General features: G+C 64.1%; 25 protein-coding genes and 1 pseudogene. 9 read left to right on the forward strand and 17 right to left on the reverse strand.

Annotated elements, in window-relative coordinates; genetic code table 11:
• Positions 1-45: 45 nt before the first annotated feature.
• Complete coding sequence (locus ACQY4T_RS13095; RefSeq protein WP_428530866.1) at positions 46-645, reverse strand: carbonic anhydrase; 600 nt, start codon at positions 643-645, stop codon at positions 46-48.
• 31 nt (positions 646-676) lie between these two features.
• Entirely contained in the window at positions 677-2,008 is a 1,332-nt protein-coding gene (locus ACQY4T_RS13100) for an MFS transporter (protein WP_428530869.1), read from the reverse strand.
• A 222-nt stretch (positions 2,009-2,230) separates the two neighbouring features.
• Here ACQY4T_RS13100 and ACQY4T_RS13105 point away from each other — a divergent pair, with 222 nt between their 5' ends.
• From ACQY4T_RS13105 to ACQY4T_RS13115, 3 genes are all read left to right on the forward strand, one after another.
• Positions 2,231-2,602, forward strand: a complete 372-nt coding sequence (locus tag ACQY4T_RS13105; protein WP_428530872.1) for a nuclear transport factor 2 family protein — start codon at positions 2,231-2,233, stop codon at positions 2,600-2,602.
• A gap of 75 nt (positions 2,603-2,677) precedes the next feature.
• Entirely contained in the window at positions 2,678-3,967 is a 1,290-nt protein-coding gene (locus tag ACQY4T_RS13110) for an RsmB/NOP family class I SAM-dependent RNA methyltransferase (RefSeq protein WP_428530875.1), read from the forward strand.
• Positions 3,964-4,533 (forward strand): N-acetyltransferase family protein, encoded by a 570-nt coding sequence (locus ACQY4T_RS13115; protein ID WP_428530878.1) that lies wholly within the window; start codon positions 3,964-3,966, stop codon positions 4,531-4,533. Before ACQY4T_RS13110 ends, ACQY4T_RS13115 begins: the two co-directional genes overlap by 4 nt.
• Positions 4,534-4,628: 95 nt before the next feature.
• Here the strand turns inward: ACQY4T_RS13115 and ACQY4T_RS13120 are convergent, their stop codons facing one another.
• On the reverse strand, positions 4,629-5,696 hold the full coding sequence (locus ACQY4T_RS13120) for an amidohydrolase family protein (protein WP_428530881.1): 1,068 nt from the start codon (positions 5,694-5,696) through the stop codon (positions 4,629-4,631).
• A 577-nt stretch (positions 5,697-6,273) separates the two neighbouring features.
• On the opposite strand from ACQY4T_RS13120, the gene ACQY4T_RS13125 reads away from it, so the two are divergent.
• Complete coding sequence (locus ACQY4T_RS13125; protein ID WP_428530884.1) at positions 6,274-7,932, forward strand: ATP-binding response regulator; 1,659 nt, start codon at positions 6,274-6,276, stop codon at positions 7,930-7,932.
• Positions 7,933-7,983: 51 nt separating this feature from the next.
• Here the strand turns inward: ACQY4T_RS13125 and ACQY4T_RS13130 are convergent, their stop codons facing one another.
• Together ACQY4T_RS13130 and ACQY4T_RS13135 are read right to left on the reverse strand one after the other, a co-directional pair.
• A complete protein-coding gene (locus tag ACQY4T_RS13130) occupies positions 7,984-9,276 on the reverse strand; it encodes an ABC transporter substrate-binding protein (protein WP_428530887.1) in 1,293 nt (430 codons plus the stop codon).
• A gap of 428 nt (positions 9,277-9,704) precedes the next feature.
• Positions 9,705-10,235, reverse strand: a complete 531-nt coding sequence (locus ACQY4T_RS13135) for a DUF3833 family protein (RefSeq protein ID WP_428530890.1) — start codon at positions 10,233-10,235, stop codon at positions 9,705-9,707.
• Between the two features lie 202 nt (positions 10,236-10,437).
• On the opposite strand from ACQY4T_RS13135, the gene ACQY4T_RS13140 reads away from it, so the two are divergent.
• Positions 10,438-11,670, forward strand: a complete 1,233-nt coding sequence (locus ACQY4T_RS13140) for an ABC transporter substrate-binding protein (RefSeq protein WP_428530893.1) — start codon at positions 10,438-10,440, stop codon at positions 11,668-11,670.
• Positions 11,671-11,808: 138 nt separating this feature from the next.
• Positions 11,809-13,329 carry an IMP dehydrogenase gene (gene guaB, locus ACQY4T_RS13145; RefSeq protein WP_428530896.1) on the forward strand — a complete coding sequence of 507 codons (1,521 nt, stop codon included), beginning with the start codon at positions 11,809-11,811 and terminating at the stop codon, positions 13,327-13,329.
• A 20-nt stretch (positions 13,330-13,349) separates the two neighbouring features.
• Here guaB and ACQY4T_RS13150 read toward each other — a convergent pair whose 3' ends face one another.
• Complete coding sequence (locus ACQY4T_RS13150; protein ID WP_428530899.1) at positions 13,350-14,864, reverse strand: peptide ligase PGM1-related protein; 1,515 nt, start codon at positions 14,862-14,864, stop codon at positions 13,350-13,352.
• Positions 14,865-15,264: 400 nt separating this feature from the next.
• On the opposite strand from ACQY4T_RS13150, the gene ACQY4T_RS13155 reads away from it, so the two are divergent.
• The gene (locus ACQY4T_RS13155) at positions 15,265-15,663 is read left to right on the forward strand and encodes a hypothetical protein (protein WP_428530902.1); all 399 of its coding nucleotides are present in this window, start codon (positions 15,265-15,267) and stop codon (positions 15,661-15,663) included.
• Between the two features lie 80 nt (positions 15,664-15,743).
• A complete protein-coding gene (locus tag ACQY4T_RS13160; RefSeq protein ID WP_428530905.1) occupies positions 15,744-16,259 on the forward strand; it encodes a DUF2244 domain-containing protein in 516 nt (171 codons plus the stop codon).
• 59 nt (positions 16,260-16,318) lie between these two features.
• Here ACQY4T_RS13160 and ACQY4T_RS13165 read toward each other — a convergent pair whose 3' ends face one another.
• The 5 genes and pseudogenes from ACQY4T_RS13165 to ACQY4T_RS13185 form a co-directional block, all read right to left on the reverse strand.
• Positions 16,319-16,774, reverse strand: a complete 456-nt coding sequence (locus ACQY4T_RS13165) for a helix-turn-helix domain-containing protein (protein ID WP_428530908.1) — start codon at positions 16,772-16,774, stop codon at positions 16,319-16,321.
• A 168-nt stretch (positions 16,775-16,942) separates the two neighbouring features.
• Positions 16,943-18,502 carry an apolipoprotein N-acyltransferase gene (lnt, locus tag ACQY4T_RS13170; protein WP_428530911.1) on the reverse strand — a complete coding sequence of 520 codons (1,560 nt, stop codon included), beginning with the start codon at positions 18,500-18,502 and terminating at the stop codon, positions 16,943-16,945.
• A gap of 7 nt (positions 18,503-18,509) precedes the next feature.
• Positions 18,510-19,337, reverse strand: coding sequence for a GNAT family N-acetyltransferase (locus ACQY4T_RS13175; protein WP_428530914.1), 828 nt, complete (start codon positions 19,335-19,337; stop codon positions 18,510-18,512).
• 239 nt (positions 19,338-19,576) lie between these two features.
• Positions 19,577-19,984, reverse strand: a pseudogene (locus ACQY4T_RS13180) (Fur family transcriptional regulator); the annotation flags it as partial.
• A 190-nt stretch (positions 19,985-20,174) separates the two neighbouring features.
• Positions 20,175-20,588, reverse strand: a complete 414-nt coding sequence (locus tag ACQY4T_RS13185) for a MucR family transcriptional regulator (protein WP_428530917.1) — start codon at positions 20,586-20,588, stop codon at positions 20,175-20,177.
• A gap of 101 nt (positions 20,589-20,689) precedes the next feature.
• Between ACQY4T_RS13185 and ACQY4T_RS13190 the strand changes: the two genes are divergently transcribed.
• The gene (locus tag ACQY4T_RS13190) at positions 20,690-20,932 is read left to right on the forward strand and encodes a sulfurtransferase TusA family protein (protein ID WP_428542849.1); all 243 of its coding nucleotides are present in this window, start codon (positions 20,690-20,692) and stop codon (positions 20,930-20,932) included.
• Here ACQY4T_RS13190 and ACQY4T_RS13195 read toward each other — a convergent pair whose 3' ends face one another.
• From ACQY4T_RS13195 to ACQY4T_RS13220, 6 genes are all read right to left on the reverse strand, one after another.
• Positions 20,933-21,208 carry a GNAT family N-acetyltransferase gene (locus ACQY4T_RS13195; protein WP_428530920.1) on the reverse strand — a complete coding sequence of 92 codons (276 nt, stop codon included), beginning with the start codon at positions 21,206-21,208 and terminating at the stop codon, positions 20,933-20,935.
• Positions 21,209-21,354: 146 nt separating this feature from the next.
• Positions 21,355-22,005 (reverse strand): tRNA (adenosine(37)-N6)-threonylcarbamoyltransferase complex dimerization subunit type 1 TsaB, encoded by a 651-nt coding sequence (gene tsaB, locus ACQY4T_RS13200; RefSeq protein WP_428530923.1) that lies wholly within the window; start codon positions 22,003-22,005, stop codon positions 21,355-21,357.
• 47 nt (positions 22,006-22,052) lie between these two features.
• Positions 22,053-22,640 (reverse strand): malonic semialdehyde reductase, encoded by a 588-nt coding sequence (locus ACQY4T_RS13205; RefSeq protein ID WP_428530926.1) that lies wholly within the window; start codon positions 22,638-22,640, stop codon positions 22,053-22,055.
• Positions 22,641-22,899: 259 nt separating this feature from the next.
• The gene (locus ACQY4T_RS13210) at positions 22,900-23,460 is read right to left on the reverse strand and encodes a NifU family protein (protein WP_428530928.1); all 561 of its coding nucleotides are present in this window, start codon (positions 23,458-23,460) and stop codon (positions 22,900-22,902) included.
• 263 nt (positions 23,461-23,723) lie between these two features.
• Positions 23,724-24,524 carry a gamma-glutamyl-gamma-aminobutyrate hydrolase family protein gene (locus ACQY4T_RS13215; RefSeq protein WP_428530931.1) on the reverse strand — a complete coding sequence of 267 codons (801 nt, stop codon included), beginning with the start codon at positions 24,522-24,524 and terminating at the stop codon, positions 23,724-23,726.
• Positions 24,525-24,611: 87 nt separating this feature from the next.
• The gene (locus ACQY4T_RS13220; RefSeq protein WP_428530934.1) at positions 24,612-25,337 is read right to left on the reverse strand and encodes a LolA family protein; all 726 of its coding nucleotides are present in this window, start codon (positions 25,335-25,337) and stop codon (positions 24,612-24,614) included.
• Positions 25,338-25,356: the final 19 nt, after the last annotated feature.

Genomic DNA, 25,356 nt, shown 5'->3' on the forward strand with positions numbered 1-25,356 from the left:
CCGGGGGCAGACCGTGGCTTGGCTGCGGGTCACTACGACAGCACCTCATTTCACCGCGGCGGTAATTGTAACATTCAGATCAGTCACCAGCCCGCTACCCAGCGAATAGACCCAGCCGTGCACGGATAGATCCTGCCCGCGCGCCCACGCATCCTGCACGAACACGTCGGATGACACATTTTCCACTTGTCGCATGACGTTGAGTTCGCACAACCGATCCAGCCGCGCGCGCTGATTGCCGATCTTTTCGAGTTCGTCCCGGTTGGTGCTGAACACCTCGCGGATCGGATGCAACCAATGGTCCACCAGGCCGCGTCGCCGCCCATCCACCGCTGCCGCGATGCCACCACAGCCGTAGTGACCCACGACGATGATGTGCTTGACCTTGATCACATCGACAGCGAACTGCAGAACCGACAGGTAGTTGGCATCCTGCGGTGGCGCCAGATTCGCGACGTTGCGATGCACAAACAACTCGCCCGGGTCCAGATCGACGATCTCGTTCGCCGGGACCCGGCTGTCGGAACAGCCGATCCACAGGTATTCCGGCGCCTGCTGGCCCTCCAGTCGCTTGAAGAACCCGGCATCGGCGGCGACCTTCCGTGCCGCCCAGGCTCGGTTTTTGGCTTTCAGATGGTCGAGCATGCGCTGATCCAAGACACGATCCGCCGCTAGGTCAAGGTCCCTGCACTGTCGGACGCGCCGTATCGACACCCGCTACCGCATCGAGTTCCGCGACGGTGATCGGTGCAGCGCGGATCACCACCAGATACATCAGCGCCGAGAACAGCCCGATTGCCGCGCTGACCAGCAGCGCCGGGGTGAAGCTGCCGCTCGCCTGGACGATGAAGCCGGTCACCGTGGGCGCCAGCGCGCCGCCGAGATAGCCGCCGAAATTCTGGATCGCACCCAGGGACGCCGTGCAGTTCGCCGGCGCCGCCACCGACGCCAGTGCCCAAGACATGCCACTGGCCGACGCGCCGAACATCAACGCCGCCGAGATCGCCGCTACCGCCATGAAATCGCTCGGCGTTTCCGCCGCGACCACGGTGAACCCAACCATCCCCAGCAGGCCGACGATGACCGGGATCTTTCGGCTGTTGACCGGCGAGAACCCGCGTCGCATCAGCCAATCGGCGATCCAACCACCGCCGATGCTGCCGACCACCCCGAAGGCGAACGGAACCGCCGCGACCAGGCCGGTCTTCGGTATCGACATATGCCGCTGCATTTCCAGGTAGCCGGGCAGCCAGGCAAGGTAGAGCCAACCCATGTAGACCACGCCGAAGAAGCCCAGCACCAGACCCCAGGTCGTGCGGAACCGGAACAAGCCAAGCCATTCGGCCAGCCGCACCGGAGCCTGGCTGCGCGGCTCCTCGCCGTCGGTCAGGTAGTGACGTTCCTCGTCGGTGAAATGTTCCTCGGTCGGATCGCGGTACAGCAGGAACCATGTGGCGGCGACCACCACGCCGGCCAGGCCCATGATGCCGAACATCCAGCGCCAGCCGAAGCCGATCATCAGCACGGTGAGGATCGGCGGCGCGATCGCCGGTCCCAGCGAGGATGTGCAGTTCCATGTCCCAGTCGGCAAACCTCGGTCGCGTACGTTGTACCAGTCGCGCACCACGCGAACCGCCGAGGAAAACATCGGCGCCTCGCCAAGCCCGAGGAACACCCGGGCGATGGAGAACTGCCAGAACGAGGTGACAAATCCGGCGACCGCCTGGGCGATCGACCACAGCCCAAGCCCGGCCGCCAGCAACCGATGCGGTCCCACCCGATCGACCAGCGCGCCACCCGGCAGTTGCGCGAACGCATAGGCCCACAGGAACGCCGACAGCAGCAATCCCATATCGGCGATCGACAACCCCAACTCGTTGCGGATCAGTGGATTGGCGATCGACAGTGTCGAGCGGTCGAGATAGTTCAAAGTCCCCGCGATCACCAGCATGATCAGCGCAGAGCGTTGTCTGCGCCTGATGCTGGCCGGAGCGGTTGGTCTTGTCATGCAACGTCCTCCCGCGAAGGTCTTTTACGGTTTCGCTTCGGTGCAATGATACAGAGTGATGCCGGCCCGACAATGGCGATTGCGATCACGTTGATTTGGCGCGCGGGGTTTGGCGCGATGTTCGTTGCGGGGGTTTGGCGCGAAGGCGGCCCAGTTCGACATTGACAGCCTGTCTCGGGTAGGCTGGCGCAGCTTTGAAACTTGCATCGGGAACGGAAGACCATGGCCGGCAACGCGCAAAAAATCATCGAGCTCGATCGTCAGCGGATGACGGCGATGGCCGAGCAGGACGTTGCTACCTTGGACAAGGTGCTGGCGGACGATCTGATCTATACCCATTCCTCGGCGCGCCTGGACACCAAGCAGAGCCTGATCGGTGCGATGCAGTCGGGTGCCACTGTCTATACTTCGGTCGAACCGTCCGACGTGGTGGCACAGGATCTGGGTGATGCGGTAGTGCTGACCGGTGTCGCCGCGATCAGCGTCAATTCCGGCGGCAAGGCGAACTCGTTTCGGGTCCGTTTCACGGACGTATATGCCAACAGGGCCGGACATTGGCAGATGGTGACCTGGCAGAGCACCCGCCTGGGCTGACCCTGGTAACCGTATCGGTTTCCGGTGAAAGATGCCTGAATTTCCCGATCTGTCGGCCTCGCCCGACCTGCCGGCTTGACCCCCGCCGCGCGGATCGCCGCCGCCATCGACCTGCTGGAGGTGGTGGAAGGTGCGGCGAAACGCCCCGCCGATGCCATTGCCAACGACTTCTTCCGTGCCCGCCGCTACATCGGCTCCGGTGACCGGCGGGCCGTTTCCGAACGCGTATGGACCGTGCTGCGTGCCCGTCGCCGGCTGGGCTGGTGGCTGGGCGAGGCGTCCAGTACTCCGCGCCTGCTGGTCGCCGCGTCTCTGCTGCTGGAGGGCTGGAGCCAATCAGGGGTCCAGCAAGCTTTCTCCGGCGGCCAATTCGCCGCCGCCCGGCTGGATCGCGTCGAGGCCAGCGCGCTGGGCAGGATCGAGGGCCATACGCTCGACCATCCCGACATGGCGGAGGCGGTTCGGTTGGAAATTCCGGACTGGCTGCTGGGCCGCCTCGCCGCACGCTTTGGCTGCAGCCTGACCGACGAACTGGCCGCGCTGTCGCGGCCAGCAAGCCTGGATCTCCGCGTCAACCTGCTGAAGACCAACCGTGACGAGGCGCAAGCGGCGCTTGCCGCCGAGGGGTGGGACGCGGTGCCGACCAGGCTCTCGCCTTGGGGCTTGAGGATCGACGGCCGCCGCCCGGTCACCAGCGGTCCGACGTTTCAGTCCGGCCTGGTCGAGATCCAGGACGAGGGTAGCCAGCTTGTTGCCGCAATGGTCGGGGCCGCGCCCGGCATGCGCGTGGTCGACTGGTGCGCCGGCGCCGGCGGCAAGACTTTGGCGCTGGCGGGGGCGATGCACAATCGCGGCCAGATCGTCGCCTGTGATGTGTCCGCCGCGCGCCTGGACGGGGCGCTGCGCCGGCTGCGCCGCGCGGGTGTGCATAATGTCGAGCGCCATCTGGTCGAACCCGGTGACAAATGGGTCAAACGTCGCGCCGGAAGCTTTGACCGCGTGCTGGTCGATGCACCCTGCACCGGCACTGGAACCTGGCGTCGCAACCCCGACGCCCGCCAGCGGTTGAATCAAAACGATCTGGCGGAACTGCTGCCCAAACAGGCGGCGATCCTGGATACGGCGCAGAGTTTAGTTCGCAAGGCGGGGCGATTGGTTTACGCTACATGCTCGGTTTTGGAAGAGGAAAACGAGGCTCAGGTGACCAGCTTTCTGCTCCGCCACCCCGAGTTCGCCATCGTCCCGCTGGCTCGGGCCTGGCCGCTGCATCAACCGCCGCCCAATGGCGGCGAATTTTTATCGCTGACCCCGGCCGGCCATGGCACCGACGGTTTTTTCGCCGCGGTGCTGGAGCGCGGGGCGTGATTTCGTTGCGGAAGGCGCGTGTTGCCGACGCCATCGCGATCGGAGCCGTCCATGTCGCGGCATGGCGCAGCGCCTATCCCGGCATTCTGCCGGATGCATTTCTCGCCCGGATGTCGGTCTCGCGGCAGGCGGCGTTCTACGATGCGGCGATCCGCGGCGGCACCGGCGTCACCGTTGCCACTGCCTCGGGCATGGATGTTCCGGTCGGCAGCGGTCCGCGCATCATCGGTTTCACCACCGCCGGGCGGGCGCGCCACATCGAGATCGCCGGCAGACGCCTGGGGGAAGGCGAGGTCGAGACCTTGTATGTGCTGGACGACTGGCGCGAACGTGGCGTGGGTCGCCGGCTGATGCGTGCCGCTGCCGCGCATTTGGTGGATGTCGGCTGCCGGTCGGCATTCCTGTGGGTGTTGCGCGACAACCCGAGCCGCTGGTTCTACCAGCGCCTCGGCGGTCGCTCGGTTGCCGAACAGACGATCCAGATCGCCGGTCAGTCGGTGCAGCAGACGGCGTTTGTCTGGGACCCGATCGAGCAACTGTTGGCCGCTTCGCCGCAAGCGTCGTGATCAATCATCGCCGCTGAAGCATTGCCGGCTGGCGGCAAAGCCTGGCAGATCTACGGCCCGGATGTTTCAGGTTCCGCCCAAACCGCGATGGCGCCCTATATCCCAAACAACCGCTTCGCATTGCCACCGGCAATCGCCGCCCGGGTGGCGTCGTCGAACGACGTCACGGACGCGATGTGGCCGAGGGGATCATATTCACCCATGTCGTACGGATAATCCGTGCCAAGCAGGATTTTTTCCGGACCGAACAACTTGACCAGCGCCTCCAACTGCTCCGGTGTGAAGACAATGGTATCGAGGTAAATCTTCTTCAGGTAGAAGCTTGGCGGCTTCGGCAACCTTCCGCGCGCATCGCTGCGGGCGCCCCATGCATGATCGGCGCGTCCGGAATAGGCCGGCAGGTAGCCGCCGCCATGTGCGGCGATGATGCGCAGATCGGGATAGCGTTCCAGCACCCCGTCGAAGATCAGATGGTGCAGTGCCATCGTGGTATCGAGTGGGTTGCCGATAACATTGCTGAAGTAGAACCGGCCGAACCGCCTGGGTTCGGTGAAACCGCTTGGGTGGATGAACACCACCGCGCCGAGCGCCTCGGCCTTGGTCCAGAATGGCTCGAATGACGGGTCGGAGAGTTCCAGGTCGCCGACATGGGCGAGCACCTCGACGCCCTTCAAGCCAAGCACCTTCACCGCGTGTTCCAATTCCGCGGCCGCGGCCTCACCGCCAGCCTGCAACGGCACGGACCCCATCGCAGCGGGGATCCGCCTCGGTTCCTGGGCGGCTATGGTGGCCACGCCTTCATTGACCATGCGGGCCGCCTCGATGCCGACCTCGGGGGCCAGCGCGTAATAGCACTGCGCCGGGGCCGGGCTGATGATCTGCGCATCCAGCCCCATGGCGTCGAAGTCCCGCATCCGCAGCGCCAAATCCACCAGGTTCGGCATGCGGTCCTCGTCCTGCTTTCGGGTCAGGATGCGGGTTTCCTCGGTGTAGACGCCGGCCCGCGGATCGGGGGTCAGGTGCGGCCGGGCATAACCGGCCGCGGCCGGCACCTGCACATGGGAATGGATATCGACAGTCAGGCCGCGCGGTCGGGCTTCGATGCCGGGACGCCCGTGCTGGCGTGCCGCCGTCAGGTCGTAGCGGTTATTTGGAGCAGCCATCACAGTGTCCCCTTGGGATTCATTATCGCGCACTGTTCCGCTATCGCGACGGCGAAATTCGGCAATCTTGTCTGCTCTCGGCAGACCGACCGGCGCCCGCGGTTCTGATGTAATCGACTGAGTTAGAGCCTATTCCGCGCCGCCAAGTTCTACAAATGCGGCGCTGCACTGCGCCCGGCAGGACGCGAAAGCCGGTCCTGGAATCGCGTACAAGATCACGAACTGGTGTTTCCGCAGTTCATCCAGGTCGGCAACCAACGGATTGTCTGCAGCGCAACCGGCCCCTGGTTGGCGGTTTTGTGCCGAAATGCTTGGCTGACACCGCATAGTGCGCGTAGCCTGGGGTCGGTGCGCGTCCTGTGTCTGCTCAGCTCGCGGGCAGCCGATGGCCGGGCTTCCTGTGGTTGTGTGCTCAACCCGAACAGCCCGCGAGACGTTCTGTCTGCTATGATACATAGAACTCGTACACCATCACACGTCCGATGCTGAGCAGATGCGGGCGTGAGCCGGCGCGCATGCTGGACTCTTGGGATGGCGGCGTGCCTCCAACCATGGGTGCGATGTTGCAATGCGCGTGATGCCGACCGACCGAACCCGACCGCTCGTGCTGAACGTCGATGCCGACGCGGCGAACCGCAAGCTCAAGACTCGGTCGCTGGCGGGCGGCGAGATGGACGTGCTGGAAGCCGACAGGTGGGTCACTGCGCTCGAAGTCATTGGCAGGTGCCAGCCGGCGTTGGTTTTGCTTGATGTCAACTTACCCGACGCCGACGGGCGGGATGTTTGTCGCCGCATCAAGACCGAATGGCCCGACGTCATTGTCATCCAGATTTCGGCCACCGAGGTCAGCCCCACCGAAACGATGCTTGGCCTTGAGAGCGGCGCGGACTGCTACTTGAGGACGCCGGTCGAGCCGGTGGAATTGATCGCCGTCACTCGCACAATGCTTCGGCTGCGACGGGCGGAATGCCTGGCACAGGAGACCAGCGAGCGATACCGCATGATCATCGAAAGTGCGATCGACTGTGCGATCTTCACCTTCGGTTTGGACGGCCGGATCACCAGTTGGAATTCCGGCGCCCAGGCTATGCTCGGATACTTGCCGGAAGAGATGGTGGGCGAGCCGAGTTCTTGCATTTTCGTGGCCGACGACATCGCCGCCGGGGTGCCCGACGCGGAAATGCGCGCCGCCAACGCCGGTGCCAGCGTGCGGGCCGAACGCTGGCACCGACGCCGCGATGGCAAGCTGTTCTGGTCCAGCGGCCGCATGGCGGCGTTGCGCGACCGCCGTGGCGACGTCGCCGGATACCTCAAGATCCTGTATGACCGCTCGATCGAGAAGCAGACCCGCGATGCGCTGGAGGCGCTGAATTCCGACCTCGAGGATCGCGTCGCTGAACGCACCCACGATCTCGCCACGGCCAACGAGCGGCTCCGCGCACAATTTGCCGAACGCGCGACCGACGGCGAGCAGATCCGCCAATTGCAGAAAATGGAGGCGCTCGGCCAGCTTACCGGTGGCATCGCGCATGACTTCAACAACCTGCTGACGGCGATCCTCGGTGGTTTGGAGGTGACCCGGCGCCGCACCGAGGACCCCAGGAGCCTGCGGCTGATCGACAGCTCGATAAGCGCCGCTCAGCGCGGCGCGAAGCTGATCGCCCAACTCATGGCGTTCGCCCGCAAGCAGAGCCTGCATGTCGAGTATTTGCCGTTGAACACGCTGGTTCGGGAGATGCAGGAATTGCTGGAGCGGAGTGTCGGCACGGCGGTTCACATGGTCTATGATCTGGCACCCGACGCGTGGCCGGTGATGGCGGACGCCAACCAGATCCAGACCGCGCTGCTGAACCTGGCGATCAACGCGCGCGACGCGATGCCGGATGGCGGCACGCTGCGGGTCGCCAGCGGCAATGTTTGGGTCGGCGACGCTGAGGTCGACCTTGCGGCCGGTGCCTATGCCTGTCTGACGGTCCAGGACAACGGTGCGGGCATGTCCGAGGCGGTCAAGGCACGCCTGTTCGAACCATTCTTTACGACCAAGGAAGTCGGCAAGGGCACCGGACTGGGACTGGCCCAGGTCTATGGCTTCGTCCGCCAATCAGGTGGTACAGTAAGGGTCGCAAGCACCCTGGGGCAGGGCACCACGATCAAGATCCTGCTGCCACGCGCGGCCGAACCGCCGGCCGACGCAGCGGTCGATGCATACCAAACCTCCGGCGCGCCGCCTGGATGACCCGCCGCCGCGACGCGCGGCCGCGGGGCCACGCCAGACGCGGCTCGACGACTACGGCTTCTTATAGATCCGTTGCACTTGTTGTTGGGCACGATGCATCGCGCGCTTAGGATCCATGCTGCCGGACACGGTCGCGGCGAACATGTCGACTACGATGAAGTTGGCGAACACCGCCGCGGCCGCCGGGTTGGGGGTCTGTGGCCAGGACACCGAGCGGGTGTCCTGGGCGGCTTTGCCAAATGGGGCGATCTTCGGATCGCTTTGCCAGATCGGATTATCGGCGAAGCCCTTCAGGCTCTGGGTGGTGAACCCGGCCGACTTGGTAATCAGTGTCGGATACTGCGGCGCTTCCATCAGGAAGTTGATCAGCACCTTGGCGGCCGCCGGGTATTTCGTGTAGCGGAAGATGACCATCGGATCGACGCGGTTCTGCGCCGTGGGCGCGCCGGCCGGGCCGATCGGCATCGCGGCATGATCCATGTCGGCGGCGATGTCCGGCGCGGTCTTCTTTGCCTGCGTGTAAATCGAGATGCCGTTATTGGTCAACGAGCACTCGCTGGCCAGGAACGCGCGGTTATTGTTGATATCCATCCAGGACAGCACACCGTTGATCAGTGTGGGATACAGAAGCTGGGCATATTGCAGCGCCGCCAGGGTCTGCGGCGACTCGATCGCCGGCGCACCGGTTTCATCGGTAACTTTTCCACCGAAAGCCCAAAGCAGCCAGTAATTGAAGTTATTGGCATCGTTGACCGCGTGTCCGAAGGAGAACCCGGCAGGGTGGTCGATGCGACGCAATCCCTGGCAAAGTTTCAGCAAGCCATCCGTGGTTGCCGGAAAACTGTCGAAGCCGGCCTGGCGCATCCAGGATGTCCGATAGTTCAGCAGGGAACCGACGACGAAGATCGGGATGCAGATCCAGCGGCCGTCCTGCGTGCCGTAGTCGACGCAGACCTGATACCAGGGGCCATGCTTGTCACCGAGGTGCTTGGCGAGGTCGGTCAAGTCCACCAGTTTGTCGGCGACAAGGTGGGCGGTGGTGTTCTGGGTCCAGATGATGTCGGGGCCGGATCCGACCTGCGCGGCGAGCGCGGTTTTTGACGGCAGATCGTCCTGGTTGATGTTCTCGATCCGCACGGTGACGCCGGTGGCCGCGGCAAACGCTGCGATGTTCGCGGCCGTGGCCTCGCCCTCGGCGGGCAGGAACGTCGACCCGCGAAGCAATTGCAGGCTGGCGCCCTTCTCGGGCGTGAATGGCTGTTCGGCGGCCCAGGCGTGGGCCCAGTCGAGCAGCATGGTGCCGAGCGCCGCGGATTGCAGCGCGCTGCGGCGGGTGAGCGGCATGGTTTCCTCCCGGATATTGTTGCCGAGACCATGAACCAAACCGCCGACTGGCGTAAAGCGACGGTTGCCGTTGGGCGTGGCGCGAGAGTGCGGCCGGGCGAATTCCGATCATGGCGGTCCTGCTGGACACGACGCACGGGACGCGGCAGTGCTGGACAGGGAACCGGTGCAACCAATGTCCGATTAGCCAACGGGACCGTTATGAAGCGATTGATCACCTGGTCTTATCTGGCTGTCGCACTCTGCCTGAGCGGGTGTGATCATCATGTTGCTCCGGCCCCGACGGGAGTTGCCGCCCCGGGGCATAACTGGCTGGAAGGGGGTGGCGGTTGACTCCGATCCGGGCCGACAGAGCCGGCAAGGTTCGCCGGAACAGCCGGAGATAGACCGACCGGGGCAGGTGGAGGACGGCGATCGCCGGATTACTTTCAAGAGCCTTCGCGGCTGATCCGTTCCGAGATGTGCGCGACAATGATGCCGAACACCCGGATCGTCGCCTCGTTCAGCAGTGTGCGACCGTCCGGCTGTAAATAAAGCCACTGCTCCATTTCTCCGCCGAACGGATGCTTCATCGGATAGCGCAGGTGAAACAGGTTGCCGTACGCTTGTCCCTGTACGGGTCCGGAGGCCCCGGTGAGGGTTGCGGTGTAGTTGTGGGCGTCCAGGCGGTGCATCATCCAGGTCCGGGTCCGCGGCGCGTCCTGGTCGACCGTAACGCTTTGGACCAGGCGGAAGCTTCCATCTGGCAGCGCCTGCCCGAGCCCAGCGACCCGAAGATGTCCGGTTGGTGCACCGGCGCGGTTCTGCAGCACGCCGGTCGAGTTGGTCTGTCCGGCGAAAAAATTCTCCGGCAACATTTGCGGCGTGCTGCCTGCAAAACTCCGCGGCGACAGCACCCGGTCGCAGCCTGCAAGGCAGACCGCCAGAAGCATGAACGTGCGGATTGATTTTGCAATCATGGTCGGCTTTACCGCTAGGTGGCATCACGCTGAGCCAAAAGTTCGTCACGGCGGCGATCGGCGGTGGTGGAAGACGTCGACAAACGGCCTGCCGGATGTTTGTCATGGTTTCCAATTAGCATCAAGTAACAGATCGCGTGTGGGCTTTACAGCCGGACAGGCCCGTGCGGTGCTGTCGGCAAGAAGGGATTGGGAGGAAACGATGGCGAGGCAGGCCACCTTGAAGCGTCGTGGCGTGCTCGCGGCGGCCATCACGCTGCCCGTGTTGAGGACCGCTCGTGCGGATCCGCCCGTTGTGACCTTCGCCATGATCAGCCCGCTGTCCGGCCCGTGGGCGCGTGAAGGCGAGTTGCAGCGGGGCGGCGCTGAGATGGCGATCGACGACCTCAACGCAGCCGGCGGGATCAAGGCGTTCGGGGGTGCCCGGGTCCGGCTGGTGCAATTCGATGCCGGCGATTCGGCCGAAAAGGCCAAGGACGCGGCGCAGCGGATGATCTCGCAGCATCCCGATATTTGCGGCGGGTTCGGCGCCTGGCTTTCCACCTTTACGCTGGCGGTAACCGAGGTGACCGAGCGGGCGAAAATTCCCTGGTTTACCCAGGCTTACTCGGACCTGATCACCAGCCGCGGATTCCACTACGTCTTCCAGTCCTCGCCGACCGCGGTGGATCAGGCGGAAAAGGCGCTGCCCACCATCCTTGACCTGGCGCAGCGGACGACGGGGAAGCGTCCGAAGCGGGTGGCGATCATTTCCGACAATACCGCATCCTCGGTCAGCTTCCTGAAGCCGATCCGTGGCCACGTGCTGACCGACCTTGGGCTGACGGCGGTGGTGGACGAGGTGTTCACGCCGCCGCTGACCGATGCGACGACGCTGATCCAGCGGGTGCGGTCGGCGCGGCCGGACTTCCTGCTGGCGCTGCCTTCAAATGTGCCGGACGACAAGATCATCCTGGACAAGCTGGCGGAGTTCGGGATGGGCGGCGGCAAGTTACCGGTGGTCGGCAGCGGCGGCCATTGGGCGACGCCGGAACTGGTGGCGAATGCCGGCCGTGACGTGGTGCAGGGCTTGATGATCGTCACCGCCGGAGGCGCCGGCAAGGGGCTCGAGAATATCGAGCGGCGCTACACCGCCCGGACCAAGGAGCCCTGGATGCTGCAGGAACCAATCATGGCTTATGGCCACATCAAGCTGCTGGCGCTGGCGGTGGAGCGGGCGGGCAGCGCGGACCGGGGCAAGGTCGCGGAGCAGATCCGCGGGTTCGATCTGCGCGACGGCCCCGCGCTGCTGTTTCCCGGGCGGCACGTGCAATACGATCAGGCCGGGCGGCGGGTCGATGCCAAGCTGATGATCGTGCAGTGGCAGGATGGCCGCATCGTCACCACCGACCCACCGGAAATGGCGCAGGCGGCGGCGGTCTGGCCAAAGGCATAACGGCCGTTTCGTCGGGGGATGCGCCCGCGGGCGCCGGCGTCCGCCAGGATTGCCACCTGTCATCAACCAGACGCTTGCAGACTCCCCGCCACCCGCCTATGTGGGGGCGCCAAGGTAGCGGAAAGGCTTCCCCCGCCCATGGCGTTCGATAATCCTCGACAGACGCATCCTGATTCCACGCCGGCAGGTGTGGCGTACCCTCGGGTGGAGGAGGCCCTGGCGTTCGACGATGTGCTCGTCGTGCCGGCCTATTCACAGGTGCTGCCATCCTCGACCAGCACCGCCACCCGACTGACCCGCGGCATCACGTTGAACATCCCGTTGATATCCGCCGCGATGGACACCGTCACCGAAGCCGAAATGGCGATCGCCATGGCGCAGCTTGGCGGCATGGGAGTGATTCATAAGAACCTAACGCCCGATGAACAGGCGGCCCAGGTGCGCCGGGTAAAGAAATACGAATCCGGCATGGTGGTAAACCCACTGACCATTCACCCCGACCAGACGCTGGCCGACGTCAAGCTGCTGATGGCCACGCAGCGGATCAGCGGTATTCCGGTGGTGGAGCGCGAAACCAACCGACTGGTCGGCATTGTCACCAACCGCGATGTCCGCTTCGCCGTCGAACCCAGCCTCAAGGTCTATGAGCTGATGACGCGGGAGAACCTGGTTACGGTGACCGCCGATGTCGGTGCCGAACGGGCACGTCATCTGCTGCACAAGCATCGCATCGAGAAGCTGATCGTGGTCGATGACAATTATCGTTGCATCGGGCTGATCACCGTCAAGGACATGGACAAGGCGGAGTCGCACCCGCTCGCCAACAAGGACGAGCTTGGCCGGCTGCGCGTCGCGGCTGCGACCGGCGTTGGGCCGGACGGCGAGGCCAGGGCGCGCGCGCTGATCGCCGCTGAGGCCGACATCATCGTGGTCGATACCGCGCACGGCCACTCGGCTGCGGTGATGCGCGCGGTGGAGGCGATCAAGGGCGCCTCCAACACCGCCCAGGTGATCGGCGGCAATGTCGCCACCCCCGAGGGTGCTCTGGCGTTGATCGAGGCCGGAGTCGACGCGGTGAAGATCGGCATCGGTCCGGGCAGCATCTGCACCACCCGCATCGTCGCCGGTGTCGGCGTGCCGCAATTCACCGCGGTAATGGAGACGGCGGTGGCGTGCCGGGAGCACGGCATACCCTCGATCGCCGATGGCGGCATGCGGACCAGCGGCGACGTGGTCAAGGCGATAGCGGCGGGGGCGGATTGCTGCATGATCGGCAGCCTGTTCGCCGGCACAGATGAGGCCCCGGGCGAGGTGTTCCTGTATCAGGGGCGGTCGTACAAATCGTATCGCGGCATGGGCAGCATGGGGGCGATGGCGCGCGGTTCGGCCGATCGTTATTTCCAGCAGGATATCAGGGATCAGTTGAAACTGGTGCCGGAGGGGATCGAGGGCCGGGTCGGCTACAAGGGGCCGGTCGGCAACGTGGTGCATCAACTGGTCGGCGGCTTGAAGGCCGGGATGGGCTATACCGGCAGCGCGGATATCGGCTCACTGCAGGCGAATACGCGGTTTCGGCGGGTGACCGGGGCCGGCTTGCGCGAGAGCCATGTGCATGACGTGGCGATCGACCGTGAGGCGCCGAACTACCGCCAGGATTGAGGCCCGCGTCGAACGCTCGGTTATTCCGCGTCCTGAGCGTGATCGAGGACTTCGACGGTCCGCCGATACAGCGCCTCGGCCCGCTCCGGCGATGCGCCAACGCAGACCACGCCGAGCTTGCCGAACTCCGACAGCGCACCGATCAAGTGGAAGACGACGCCTTCGTGCACCGTGCCGTCGTAGTGCAGTCCGTGCAGCACCGCGACGTCCACCAGATCGGACGGTGTCAGACCTTTGTAGTGCGGTGCTTCCAGATTGTCCGACGCATAGTAGAACCGCGGTTGTCCGGCCGGCGTGCGAAACAGGCCGGAGACCGGATCGTAGGCGCCTCCGGTCAGCAACAACAGCATCAGGAAAGGATGCGTGGTGCCACCTTTGCGCAGGTTGAGTTCGATGCCGTAGTGGCGCCATGTGCTGCCTCGCCGGGTGGATATGAAATCGATGGCGAAACGCCCTAAGACGCCGCGTTGCCCAAGCAGTCTGGCGACTTTGGCGGCTGCTTCCTGGATCTGCAGCCGGTAGGCCTCATCGGCGGGGAACTGGCAGCCCAGGAAAACCTGGCCCTGCAACACCTGATCGTGGGTGGAAACCGCTTCGACATAGCCGAACGGGTCGACGTTGAACTGGGCCGAGGGTGAGCGTTTTTCATCCGCCTCGATGAAGGCTTCGACGACCGCGCCCATTTCCCGCACCTTGGCGCGGAAGCTATCCCAGGTCATGCCCTCGGCCTGAATCGTCAGATGCGGCAATCGGTCGGCGATCCAGGGCGCCAGGCCGTCGCCGGTCGGGGCGTCTTCGAATTCGAACGCGGCGTTGCCTTCGCCGGAAATGCCTTCGTTGAGCTTCACCACGGCGCGCCGCAGGTTCGGGTTTCGGGCTTTCAACGCGGCCAGGGCGGCTACGACATCGGCTTCGTCGGTCAGGTCTTCGGCGCCGTCCGGCACGCTGATCCCGGCTTGGCGCATCAATCGGCGGCCGCCGGTTTTCGACCCGAGGGGCTGCAGTTCCGGATCGCAGCCGTAGATCGGCACGCCGAGGCGAATTGCCAGGCTCCGTTCCCATGCGGACACGGTGTAGGCGGTGATGTAGGCGTTGCTCGGGTCGCCGATCGCTTCGCGCACACGGGCGAGCAAACGCGGGCGCGCCATAATCTTTTCGCTGAGCGGACGGGTGGTGCTATCGAAGCAGGCCAGCATGGTCAGTCGTGCGCGGGCATGCTGCGCGGGAACCCCCTGCAGCAAATGCAGATAGTAGTCGATGATCGTTTCTGAAACCGGCTGACTGGTCAGATAGATCAGACGCGCCCGCGGCAGGCGGAGCAGCATCAGCATGCCGAGCATACGCTCTTCATAATGATGCACGCCGGCGATGCCGGATGCCATTTCCGGGTCGACGCTCATGCTGGGCACCACAACGATTGTCCGCGGGGCTGTGCGGTCGGGAATGATCCTGTCGAACAAAGCCGGCAGAGCGGACTGGAGTTGGGCGTAGGCTGCCTGCTCATTCAGCGGTGGTGCATCCTGTTGATGGGTCAACGTTCTCCCTCCTGAAAGCCGATCGGTGCTCGGCGGACATGCGAGACTGTCGGTGATCGGGTGGCGACGATAGTCCACGCCGCCGCCATCGGTGCGACTTCGGCTGCCGCATGCCACACCAACCTCCCACCGGTTCTTATAACGGCAGGCGGCACGCAGGTTCGGGCACGTCCAAGGTCTTGCGCCAGGCAAAGGGCAGCTTCGACCAGCATGCCGAACTCCGTGCTTGCAATGATGCTGCGCTGCACAATATGAACCGGATCGCATCTTCGCGTGATTGTGATGAAGGGCCCCTCAAGCCATGCGACAACCGGACCGCCGCGACCCGAGTCGAAACAACAATCCCGGTGGTACCTCCCAAGGGACCTCATGGGCTGCCTGGTTGCCGGTTTTGGCGGCAATGGCAATCATGGTCACTGGCTGCCTCAGCACCTTCCTGGTGCTGCAACTCGACGAGTTTCGTCCCCATGTCGGCGACATTGTCGCCTTTCGCGCCGGATCGCAGGATACCGACATGTGGCAGATGAGCGTTCCCGCGACGTTGGTCGCCGGCGCGCCAAATGCGGCCTGCGCGCTTGATCCGAACGTGATTGCGCAGAAGGGCGGCAGCCTGATTGTCGAGGGCCGCCAGGACGAGCCGCCAGTGCGGTATCTGGTGCATTGGGCGGGGTCCGGAACCGCATCGGCGCCGGGTGACTGTGGTGTGTCCGCCAATCTGCTGATGTCGCGCACTGATCTACAGCGATTGGCCAACGCGGCGGGTGGATTTGGCGTTGGCGACAAAGGGATCGTTCAGTAAGCGAGACACCTGTCAGCCGGTGGCAGCGCCTTTGCACGCGGGCCTCTGGATGCGGGTGCATGTGGGCTATAGGATACCTGATGTCAACGACTCAGGCGCCCGTGTTCGAGGCTTTCATCGTTCCTCATCGCAGTCTGACGCGCAAAGGCGTGCTGGTGGTGGTTGGCGTACTTGCTGTTTTGACCGCGGCCATGGCGTTACGTTTCTGGTTGATCGGCGCATGGCCGGTTGTTGTTTTCAGCGTCGTCGAAGTACCGTTGGTGGTCCTGTTGCTGACGATCAACCTGCGCCGGGCGCACGCCAGCGAACTGATCATGCTGAGCGCGCAAGCAGTGACCGTGGTTCGCACGGATCCCACCGGCCGGCGGCAGCAGGCGTCGCTGCCGTCTGCCTGGTTGCGAGTCGACCTCGATCCTGGCCGCGGCATGCCGCGCGTGATGTTGAGCAGTCGTGGGCGGGGCTGGGAGGTTGGTGGCTTCCTGCACGAGGCGGAGAAGAGGTCGCTGTTCGCCGCGCTGAGCGATGCGTTGCATGGCCTTCGGAACCCGCGCTTCGACAATCCGCAGCTTCGGGACCCTGATGCGTATCGGGAGTAACGCGAAGCGGGAGTGACGGGCCTCTGAAGTGACGCGCATCGGGAGTGACGCGCGAGGCTTCAGCTTTCGACGGGGCCCATGGATTTGATCAACTCGAACACCCGCTTCCGGATGGCGGCATCGGTTATGCGGTAGTAGGCGCGCACCAGTTCCAAGGTCTCCCGCCGGCTCAGGGTGTCATCGCCGAATGGGTCCTGTTGTTCGGCACCGCCGACCCGGCGGCTTGGCACGCCACCGAAGTTGGCCGCCAGACTGTCGGGCATATCGTCGAAGAAGAAGCTGATCGGTACATCGAGGACACGCGACAGGTCGAACAAACGCGATGCGCCGACGCGGTTTACACCGCGTTCGTACTTCTGCACTTGCTGAAATGTCAAACCAAGAGACTCGCCTAATCGTTCCTGACTCATCCCGAGCAACGTGCGGCGGAGCCGAATTCGAGAACCAACGTGTACATCGATCGGGCTGGGGCGCGATTCCCGCTCACTCCCCACGACTTGTTCGGCCCCTGCCATGAGTTTCGTCCTCTTTCGGTGGCGGACCCAGTAGTCTGTCCCCTGTTGACCGCGCCGCCAGCGGCTTTCGGACAAGGAACTAGACTACTATCTAGGAGCAGTTCAGTTGGTCTGCAACCAAAAATTGTCAACTCGCAGGAAATTTTACAGCAAGTGGTAATATATCTGTCAACTAATACAAAAATTAGCACGAAATCTCCGTCGTCTCGTCCAGCTGCTGTAAAGTCCGGTAACCAACGAAATTACGGCTGCGCCCGCAGGTAGCACCAGACCGACCCTTGCATACAAAGGCATCAAAACTGGCGCCGGCAAATGCACCGGCAAAATCCCAGTTGTTTGCATCTCGATACGGCCTAATTCATGACCTTTGCTGTCGAATGCCGCCGATATGCCAGTATTCGCTGCTCGCAGCAACGGCAGGCCCTCTTCCACCGTCCGCAAGCGGGCCGCTGCGAGATGCTGGCGAGGACCGCTGGAGTTGCCGAACCAGGCGTCGTTGGTGATATTTATCATCCAGTCAGGTCGATCCGCCTCGTCGACGACCTGGTGGGAGAAGATCGCCTCGTAACAAATCAACGCTCCGACCGGCGGAATGCCTGGGATCGTTAGAGTCCGGGGCCCAGGGCCGGGCGCGAAGCCGCCCCCAGGGACCACTTGAACCCCGACCGGCAGCCAGTCGGGCTGATACTCGCCAAATGGAACCAGGTGCCATTTGTCATAGATCGCCTCGATCAGTCCCGTTGCGCCCAGCGCGAACAGGCTGTTACGTGGACGTCCGGCCGCATCGAAGCGCACCGATCCGACCAGCGCCGTGGCACCGCCCGCTGCGTCGGCGATAGCGGCGCGCGCAGGCGCGTCCGTTTGCAACAAAGCCGGGCTGGCGGTTTCCGGCCAAACCACCACCGCCGGATGGCCGTTTGCCTGCGCCACCGCCTGCCGCGTCAGGGCCAGATAGTGGCGGAAGATCGAGACCATCATCGCTTGATCCCATTTCTGCCCCTGAGCCACGTTGCCCTGGATCAGCAGTATTGTGAGGTCCGGTCCGGGCGGCGTTTTCTGGTCCAGCCGGATGATGCCGAACCCGCACCACAGCGCCAGCAGCGCCAAGCCGCCTAGGCGCCATGCCCGGTCCAATACGGGTGTCGCGGCCAGCAGGATTGTCGCCAGGGTCATCCCATGCACCCCAATCAACGACGCCGGCTGGATCATGATGTCGCCCAACCGGCCTGGGAACTCCCAAACGCTGCCGAGCGGGTTCCAGGGAAAGCCGGTGGCGACGAATTGGCGGGCGAGGTCGCCCAATACCCAGGCGCCGGCAAGCGTCAGCGCGGCGGGCCAGCCTCCCGCTGCCCACCAAGCCACGGCGGCAGGCACGGCAATGAACACCGCGAGCACCGCCGCCAGCCCCGGCACCGCGAACGGCACCAGCCACCAGAAGCGCGCTGCCTCGATCAGGATCGCCTCGGTTATCCAGTACAGCCCGACCAGATGCAGCCCGAAGCCGAACCACCAACCCCGTCTGGCCGCCACCGCCGGGCCCGGCGCGCCCTGGATCAGGCACAACAGGACCGGAATGCCGATCAACAAAGCCGGCAGGGCGAAGATTGGCGGCAGCGCCACTGCCGAAATTGCTCCGCCCAGCATCGCGGCGACATCGGCGCGCCAGCCGCGCAACGCCGACAGCCGAGCGGTCAGCGTCTTCAGGCGGCTGCTCATCGAGCGCGGCATGCGCGGATCAGTCCGGCGTTTCCCGGCCTAGAAGCTGGTAGTGTTTGATGTATTTGTCGGTTACCAGATCGGTCTGCACCACGACCGCGACATCCGTCGTGTTAAACTGCGGATCGATCACCGCGCCGTCGCCGACGAAGCCGCCCAGCCGAAGGTAGCCTTTGATCAACGGCGGCAGGCGGGTCAAGGCGGCGCGGACTTCGGTTTCGTCGGGATCGAGCCGGCGCATCTCGACGTAGCGGTGGGGCAGGGCGCGCGGACGCACCGAAACGGGTGCCAAGTGGTTATAATAAAGATAGGTCAATTCTGGCGCCAGAGCGTCGGGATCGATGCCGGGCAGACTGGCGCAGCCGAACATCAGCTCGATCTTGTGCAGGTACACATAGGCAGCGATGCCACGCCACAACAACTGCATGACCGAGCGGTTGCGATAGTAGCCATCGACGCAGGATCGCCCAAGTTCCAGGATACGCCCCGGGATCGCTTCGATCCGGGCGATGTCGTACTCGCTCGAGGAGTAGAAGCGCCCGATCCGGCGAGCCGCCTTGCGGTGGATCAGCCGATAGGTGCCGACCACGTTGCGCAGGCCTTCGCCCAGACCATGATCAACCACCAGCAAATGGTCGGCCACGGTATCATAGACGTCCTTGTCGCGCTGGGTCCGGCTGGTTTCGCTGTCAGCCTTGGCTCCCAATTCCTGATAGAACACCCGATAGCGCAGCGCCTGGACCGCGTCGATCTCGTCCGGGCCGGCGGCCAGTCTAACCCCGAGGTTGCCGCTGCGAAGCTCGGTGAATGGTTCGGTCGGGTCAGTCGTTACGGCCGCCTGGCTCATCGGCTGGGTCCTTTGATCGTGCCGCGGAGCCGCGGATCGCCGCCGCCAGAGGTGGCGTCCCGGCCCGGCGCCAGGTCCGACCGACCGTGTCCGATGCTGTCACCGCCGAACGCGTCGGCTTTAGAACTCGCGGGTGCCGCAATGGCGTGATCGCCTTGACCGACTGGGGGGCCGGTGGCTGAAGCCCCAGCGTCGAAGCCCCCGCCATCCTCAGACCGTCGGTCATGCGCGCCAAGCGGCGATCCTTGGCGCCGCCCGAAGAGTTCAAGCCGTAGGGACACCACGTCAAACCCCAGTCTTGCGGCGATCGCGCGCATTAGACGCTCGTGTTCGGGGTCCTGGAATTCGATGACCTTGCCGGTCTCGACATCGATCAGATGATAGTGCGGACCGTCCTCTGACGGCTCATAACGCGCGCGTCCGCCGCCAAAGTCGCGTCGTTCGAGGATTCCCTGTTCTTCGAACAGCCGGACCGTGCGGTAGACCGTCGCGATCGAGATGTGCTGATCGAGCGCCGAGGCTCTGCGATACAGTTCCTCGACGTCGGGGTGATCGCCAGCCTCGGACAGGACCCTAGCAATGACCCGTCGCTGGCCGGTCATCTTCAGGCCACGTGAGATGCACAGGCGCTCGATCCGCGATTCCATACGGTTCCTTGCGGTCATTACCCGGTCCGTCCCTGCCCGCGGACGTCCCGAGCAACCGCATACAATGCCAAGGCAGTGTCAGGGAAGCCTGTGCCGCTGGCAGTGTCCACCACAGAGCCGGTGTCCCACCTGATTGAACACTATGAATCTCGATCCGTCCGGCCCTGCGGTGCTTCCGGCATGGAAGCCGTCAGCGGCCCGACGTGCGGTGCGTGCCCAAACCGATTTGCTTGGCCAACGTCGACCGTTTCTCGGCGTAGTTCGGGGCAACCATCGGATAGCTCGAGTCAAGCCCCCATTTTTCGCGATACTGCTCCGGTGTCAGGTTGTAGGACGTGGACAAGTGACGCTTCAGCATCTTCAATCTTTTGCCGTCCTCTAGGCAGACGATGTAATCGGGAAACACCGACTTGCGAATCGGTACCGCAGGCTGAGCCTTTTCCGCCGGGGCAGCAGGGGCATCGCTGATACGTGACAGTGTATCGTACACCACTTTGATGACATTCGGCAGAGTGCCGGTGTCCGTGTCGTTGTTGGCGGCGTGCGCCGAAACGATCTGCGCGGTCAGCCCAAGAATTGCGGTGTCAACCGGCTTCTCAACCATTGTATGACCTTTCTAATTATTGTCTTGGACCTATATATGAATGCGAATCAAGGTCGCGCAACTGCGACTGGATAACTTCAATAAAGGTCGTCGTGTCGTCTGTGCAACATGTAACCCGCGAGTTGGACATTACAAGCGATATTTGTCCGATGACTTTCGTCAGAACCCGACTGGCTTTGGACCGGTTGAATCCGGGCGAGACACTTCTGGTGTCGCTGCGGGGCGAAGAGCCGCTCCGCAATGTCCCCCGCAGCTTGGCGGAACAAGGGCACGAGGTCCTGTCGCTAGAGACCGATCCAGCAGGGATCAGCCGATTATTGATCCGGCGCGGCGCCGCCGGCTGATCAGATCAGGTCGCGTCGCAACACCAGCGCGTCAGAATTATCCGAATAGTAATGCGGGCGCGTTCCTGCCTTTACAAATCCCATCCGCGCGTAGAGCAGACGGGCCGCGCGATTGGCGATCGATACCTCAAGAAACAGCCTTGCAGCGCCCATTGCCGCTGCCCGGACTGTTGCATCGGCAATCAAAGCGCTGCCGATGCCGCCCCGCCGCAGCTCCGGGCGCACAGCGAGCGTAAGGATTTCCGCCTCGTCCGCCGCTATCCGGACCAGGATCATTCCACCTCGCGGACAGATCAGTCCGAATACGTTCGGCAGTGCCAATTGCAGGCTGAAGACATCGCGGCTCCAGGCGTCGGGGGCGCCAAAAGCCGCGGCGTGGATCGCCGCTATCAAATCGCAATCGGCTTCCGCCGCGCGATAGGTCACCGGGGCGGCGGTGTCGCGCCCGGCAACTTGGCCTCCACCGGATCGACATAGAGCGGTTCGGCGGGCAGCGGGCGAATCGCGCCGCGATGGCGCCGTTCCGCCACCTGGGCGATGTGACGCCCGGTGGGCAACCGGGCATCGGTCAGCATCACGTCACAGCCTCGGGCGGCGAGTCGGCTGGCGACTTCGGCGGCGGCTCCGCCGGCCACCGCGATCGGTCCTGCATGGTTCGGCAGTTCGGTCAACGTGAGCGATGTCACCTCGTCTCCGACTTCGAGGAAGATCCGGCCGCGTCGGCTGATGGTAGCGCACCACAACGCGCGGCCACCGAGGTGGGGAAGCGAATCGGCGAGTACCTCGCCCACGGTAACACCGATCAGGGGACGACCGGCGGCGACGGCGAGCCCTTGCGCCAGTGCCAGGCCGCCGCGGATGCCGGTGAAGCTACCGGGGCCGACGGTCACCGCGACCAGATCGAGATCGGCGGCATCCAGCGCAGCGTCACGCAGGCAATCCTGGGCCATGACCGGCAGGACCGAGGCATGGCCACGGTCCAGATCGCGTTGGAAGCCCGATACGATTGCACCGTCGGCGACGATGGTCGCCGAACAACGTGCCACCGCCGAATCGAGCGCCAATATCCGCATGCCGTGATCACGCTATCCCGGATGGACGCCTACGCAAGTGCGGCGCGTCAGGCCAGCAGGCAGGCCTCGTCGAACGGCAGTCTGGGAGAACGGTCAAACAGCCCGGTGGGATCGCCCTGGCCGAGGTTGACCAGGAAGTTCGACCGCCAGCCGTTGTGGCTGAAAAATGCCGCATCCACCTTGGCATTGTCGAAGCCTGACATCGCGCCGACGTCAAGGCCGAGCGATCGGGCGGCGATCAGCAGGTAGGCGCCCTGTAGCGTGCCGTTGCGGAACGCCGTGGTCGCCGCCAGCGCGTCGTTGCTGGTGAACCAGGAGACTGCATCCGGGTTGTGCGGAAACAGCTTCGGCAGTTTCTCGTAGAACTTTGGATCATATGCAACGATCACGGTCACCGGAGCGGCGATCGTCTTCTCGGTATTTCCTGACGACAATGCCGGAGCGAGCTTCTGCTTGGCTTCCTTGCTGCGGACGAAGACGAAGCGTGCCGGCGACGAGTTGGCCGAGGTCGGCCCGAACTTCAGCGTGTCGTACAGTTGGTGCAACGTTTCATCGGTTATCGGCGTGTCGTGCCACTTGTTGTGGGTGCGCGCTTCCTTGAACAGCAGATCGAGACCGACGGCATCAATCGTCATTGGCAGCTCCTGGGCAAATGATCGCACTGAGCGAACAAGGCACGGTCGATCTGAGTCGGCTAGCGTCCCGGGTCTGAAGTTCGCCATATCGGCCGAACGTCAGTCTCGCGACGCTAGCTCTTTGTTTTCAGTGGCCTCCTGTTCCCAGGCATCCGCCGCATAAGGCGACGAATTTCTGGGGCAGGACACCGACGGCATTTGACGACCCGTGCTGCGGTGCAGCGTGAAAGATGCGTCCGCCGGCGTCAACCGTCTTGGATTACAATTCGACCTGTTCCACGCCGACGACTTCCGGGATGTAATGCTTCAGCATGTTCTCGATGCCATGCTTGAGCGTGGCGCTGGAGGACGGGCAGCCCGAACAGGCCCCTTGCATGTGCAGGCGAACCACCCCCTCGCGAAAGCCGCGGAAAACGATATCGCCGCCATCACCGGCGACCGCCGGGCGGACCCGGGTGTCGAGCAGTTCCTTGATCTGATCCACCACTTCGCGGTCGGCCGGATCGACGTCTTCCTCATCGAAGTCGGCTTCGTCGCCATCGACCACCGGACGGCCGGCGACGAAATGGTCCATGATGACGCCCAGTACTTGAGGCTTGAGAGTCTGCCAGGAGATCTCGTCGTTCTTGGTGACGGTGACGAAATCGCCGCCGAGAAACACCCGCGCCACGCCTTGCAACGCGAACAGGTCGGTCGCCAGCGGACTGCGCACGGCGGTCACGGCGGAAGCGAAGTCGGCGGTGGAAAGGCCCATCACGTCGCGTCCCGGCAGGAACTTCAGCGTGGCGGGGTTCGGCGTGCCTTCGGTTTCGATGAACATGGCGGAGACCTGTACTGTTCTGCGATGTGACTAATCCGGACCCTGGCAGTCCTGTCTAGATGTGCCGATACATCGGGCGAAACCCCCGGCGTGACAAGGGGGAAAGCCGGCGCACTAGCGAACCGCCTATATCCGTGCAGGTTTGCCCACGCCCACCCTTCCGCGCCGACCCGTCCGCGCACCCTTCCGCGCCGACCCGTCCGCGCCCACCAGTCCGCGCCGAGCCGTCCGCCGACCGGCCCGCGTGGATCAGTGCGCGCGGGTTATTCCGCGGCGACGGACACTGCGCCAAGCCGAGCGGCATCGGCGTAGGCTCGCACGGCGGTGCCGAACTGCTCGAAGATCGCACGCGAAAGCGTGTCGGTCTGCCAGTCGTATTCCGGGTGCCATTGCACACCGACCGCGTAACCTTGGCTTGCGGCCACTCGAACCGCCTCGATCAGGCCGTCCGGCGCGGTGCCTTCGGCGACCAGACCGGGAGCGAGCTTATTGATCCCCTGGTTGTGCAAGGAGTTTACCGCGATCCGCGTTGCACCGGCCAAGCGGTGCAGCCAGCCGCCCGGGGTGACCCGGATCGAATGCGCCTTGCTCTGGCGCAGTCGCGCGGACGGCTGCATCGGCGTGGAATGATCCATCCGGTCCGGGAGGTCCTGGATCCGTTGGTGCAGCGATCCGCCGAGAGCGACGTTCAACTCCTGAAAGCCACGACAAATCGCCAGCAACGGAACCCCGCGCGCCACCGCCGCTCGGATCAGCGGCAGGGTGATGCCGTCACGGTTTGGATCCTCGTGCGTGCCCTCGGCGTGCGGCGGACCATCATACAGTGTGGGTTGGACGTTGGAGCGGCTGCCGGTCAGGACGATGCCGTCGAGGCGTTCGAGCAGGGTCTCGATGTCCGCGGTGGGGCCGTTGGCGGGCAGCAAGACCGGGACGCCGCCGATCACTTCATCGGTTGCCCGGACGTACGTGTCGGAGGCGGCATGGTTCGGCATTCCAAAAACGCCGAACTGCTTGGTGCAGCAACTGATGCCGATCAACGGCTTGACGACGCGGGCAGACCTCATGTCAAGAAATATCATTCCCTATCTTGGCGACAAATAGAAGGGTTTTTCGTCCCATGTGACACATGTCCGTCATGCACACCGCCCATTTCATCCCTGTTTCGCCGCCGGCGGACTGATTTGCTCGAACAGTTGCGGGTCGAAGCTGCCGCCGAGTTGAACGTTGTACAGGGTGACGTGAGTTTCGCGTCGTTGCGCGTCCACCACGGTCCATTGCCGCAGATTGAGCGGCGGATCGGCGAAGATCAGCGTCAGCGAGCCATCGCCGGGGCTATTCGTTCGCACCAGCGTCAACTGGATCTGGCCGGGAACGCGTTGGATGTCGGTCACTGTCACCCCATGGCCGGACAATTCGACGTGCTCCGCCAACAGGATGCCCAAAGGCGTGCGGCCCAGCCCGATATTCGTGGTTTGCTGCAGCGAGGAGTCGTGGAAGGTCAGCACGCCGTGGGCGGCGATCAGCAGGAACGGCGCCGGCGGGTCGTACTGGAAGCGCATGCGGCCGGGGCGTTCCAGCCATGCGGTGCCTTGAGAAACGCCGCCGTCGCCGGCCACCTGCAGGAAGTGCGCCTTGAGCGTCTTGAGCCCGTTCAGGTAGTCCTGGATCCGGACGATATCCGCCTGATCCTGGGCGGACAGGGCGATCGATGGCGACGCCCTGGCGGTCAGGCTGAAGGGCACCAGAGCGGCGGACAATTGCAGGAGGCGGCGACGAAGCATCCGCCAGATGTGGCGGTTCGGCTCGTGGTTTGCAAACGCCGGGGCAGCGAGATCGTTGCGGCTCGACAAGGTGGCATACGACCCGGCGGTAGGCATCGACCGGATCGCGACCTCG

The organism is Rhodopila sp. (assembly GCF_965277825.1).
Lineage (GTDB): Bacteria > Pseudomonadota > Alphaproteobacteria > Acetobacterales > Acetobacteraceae > Rhodopila.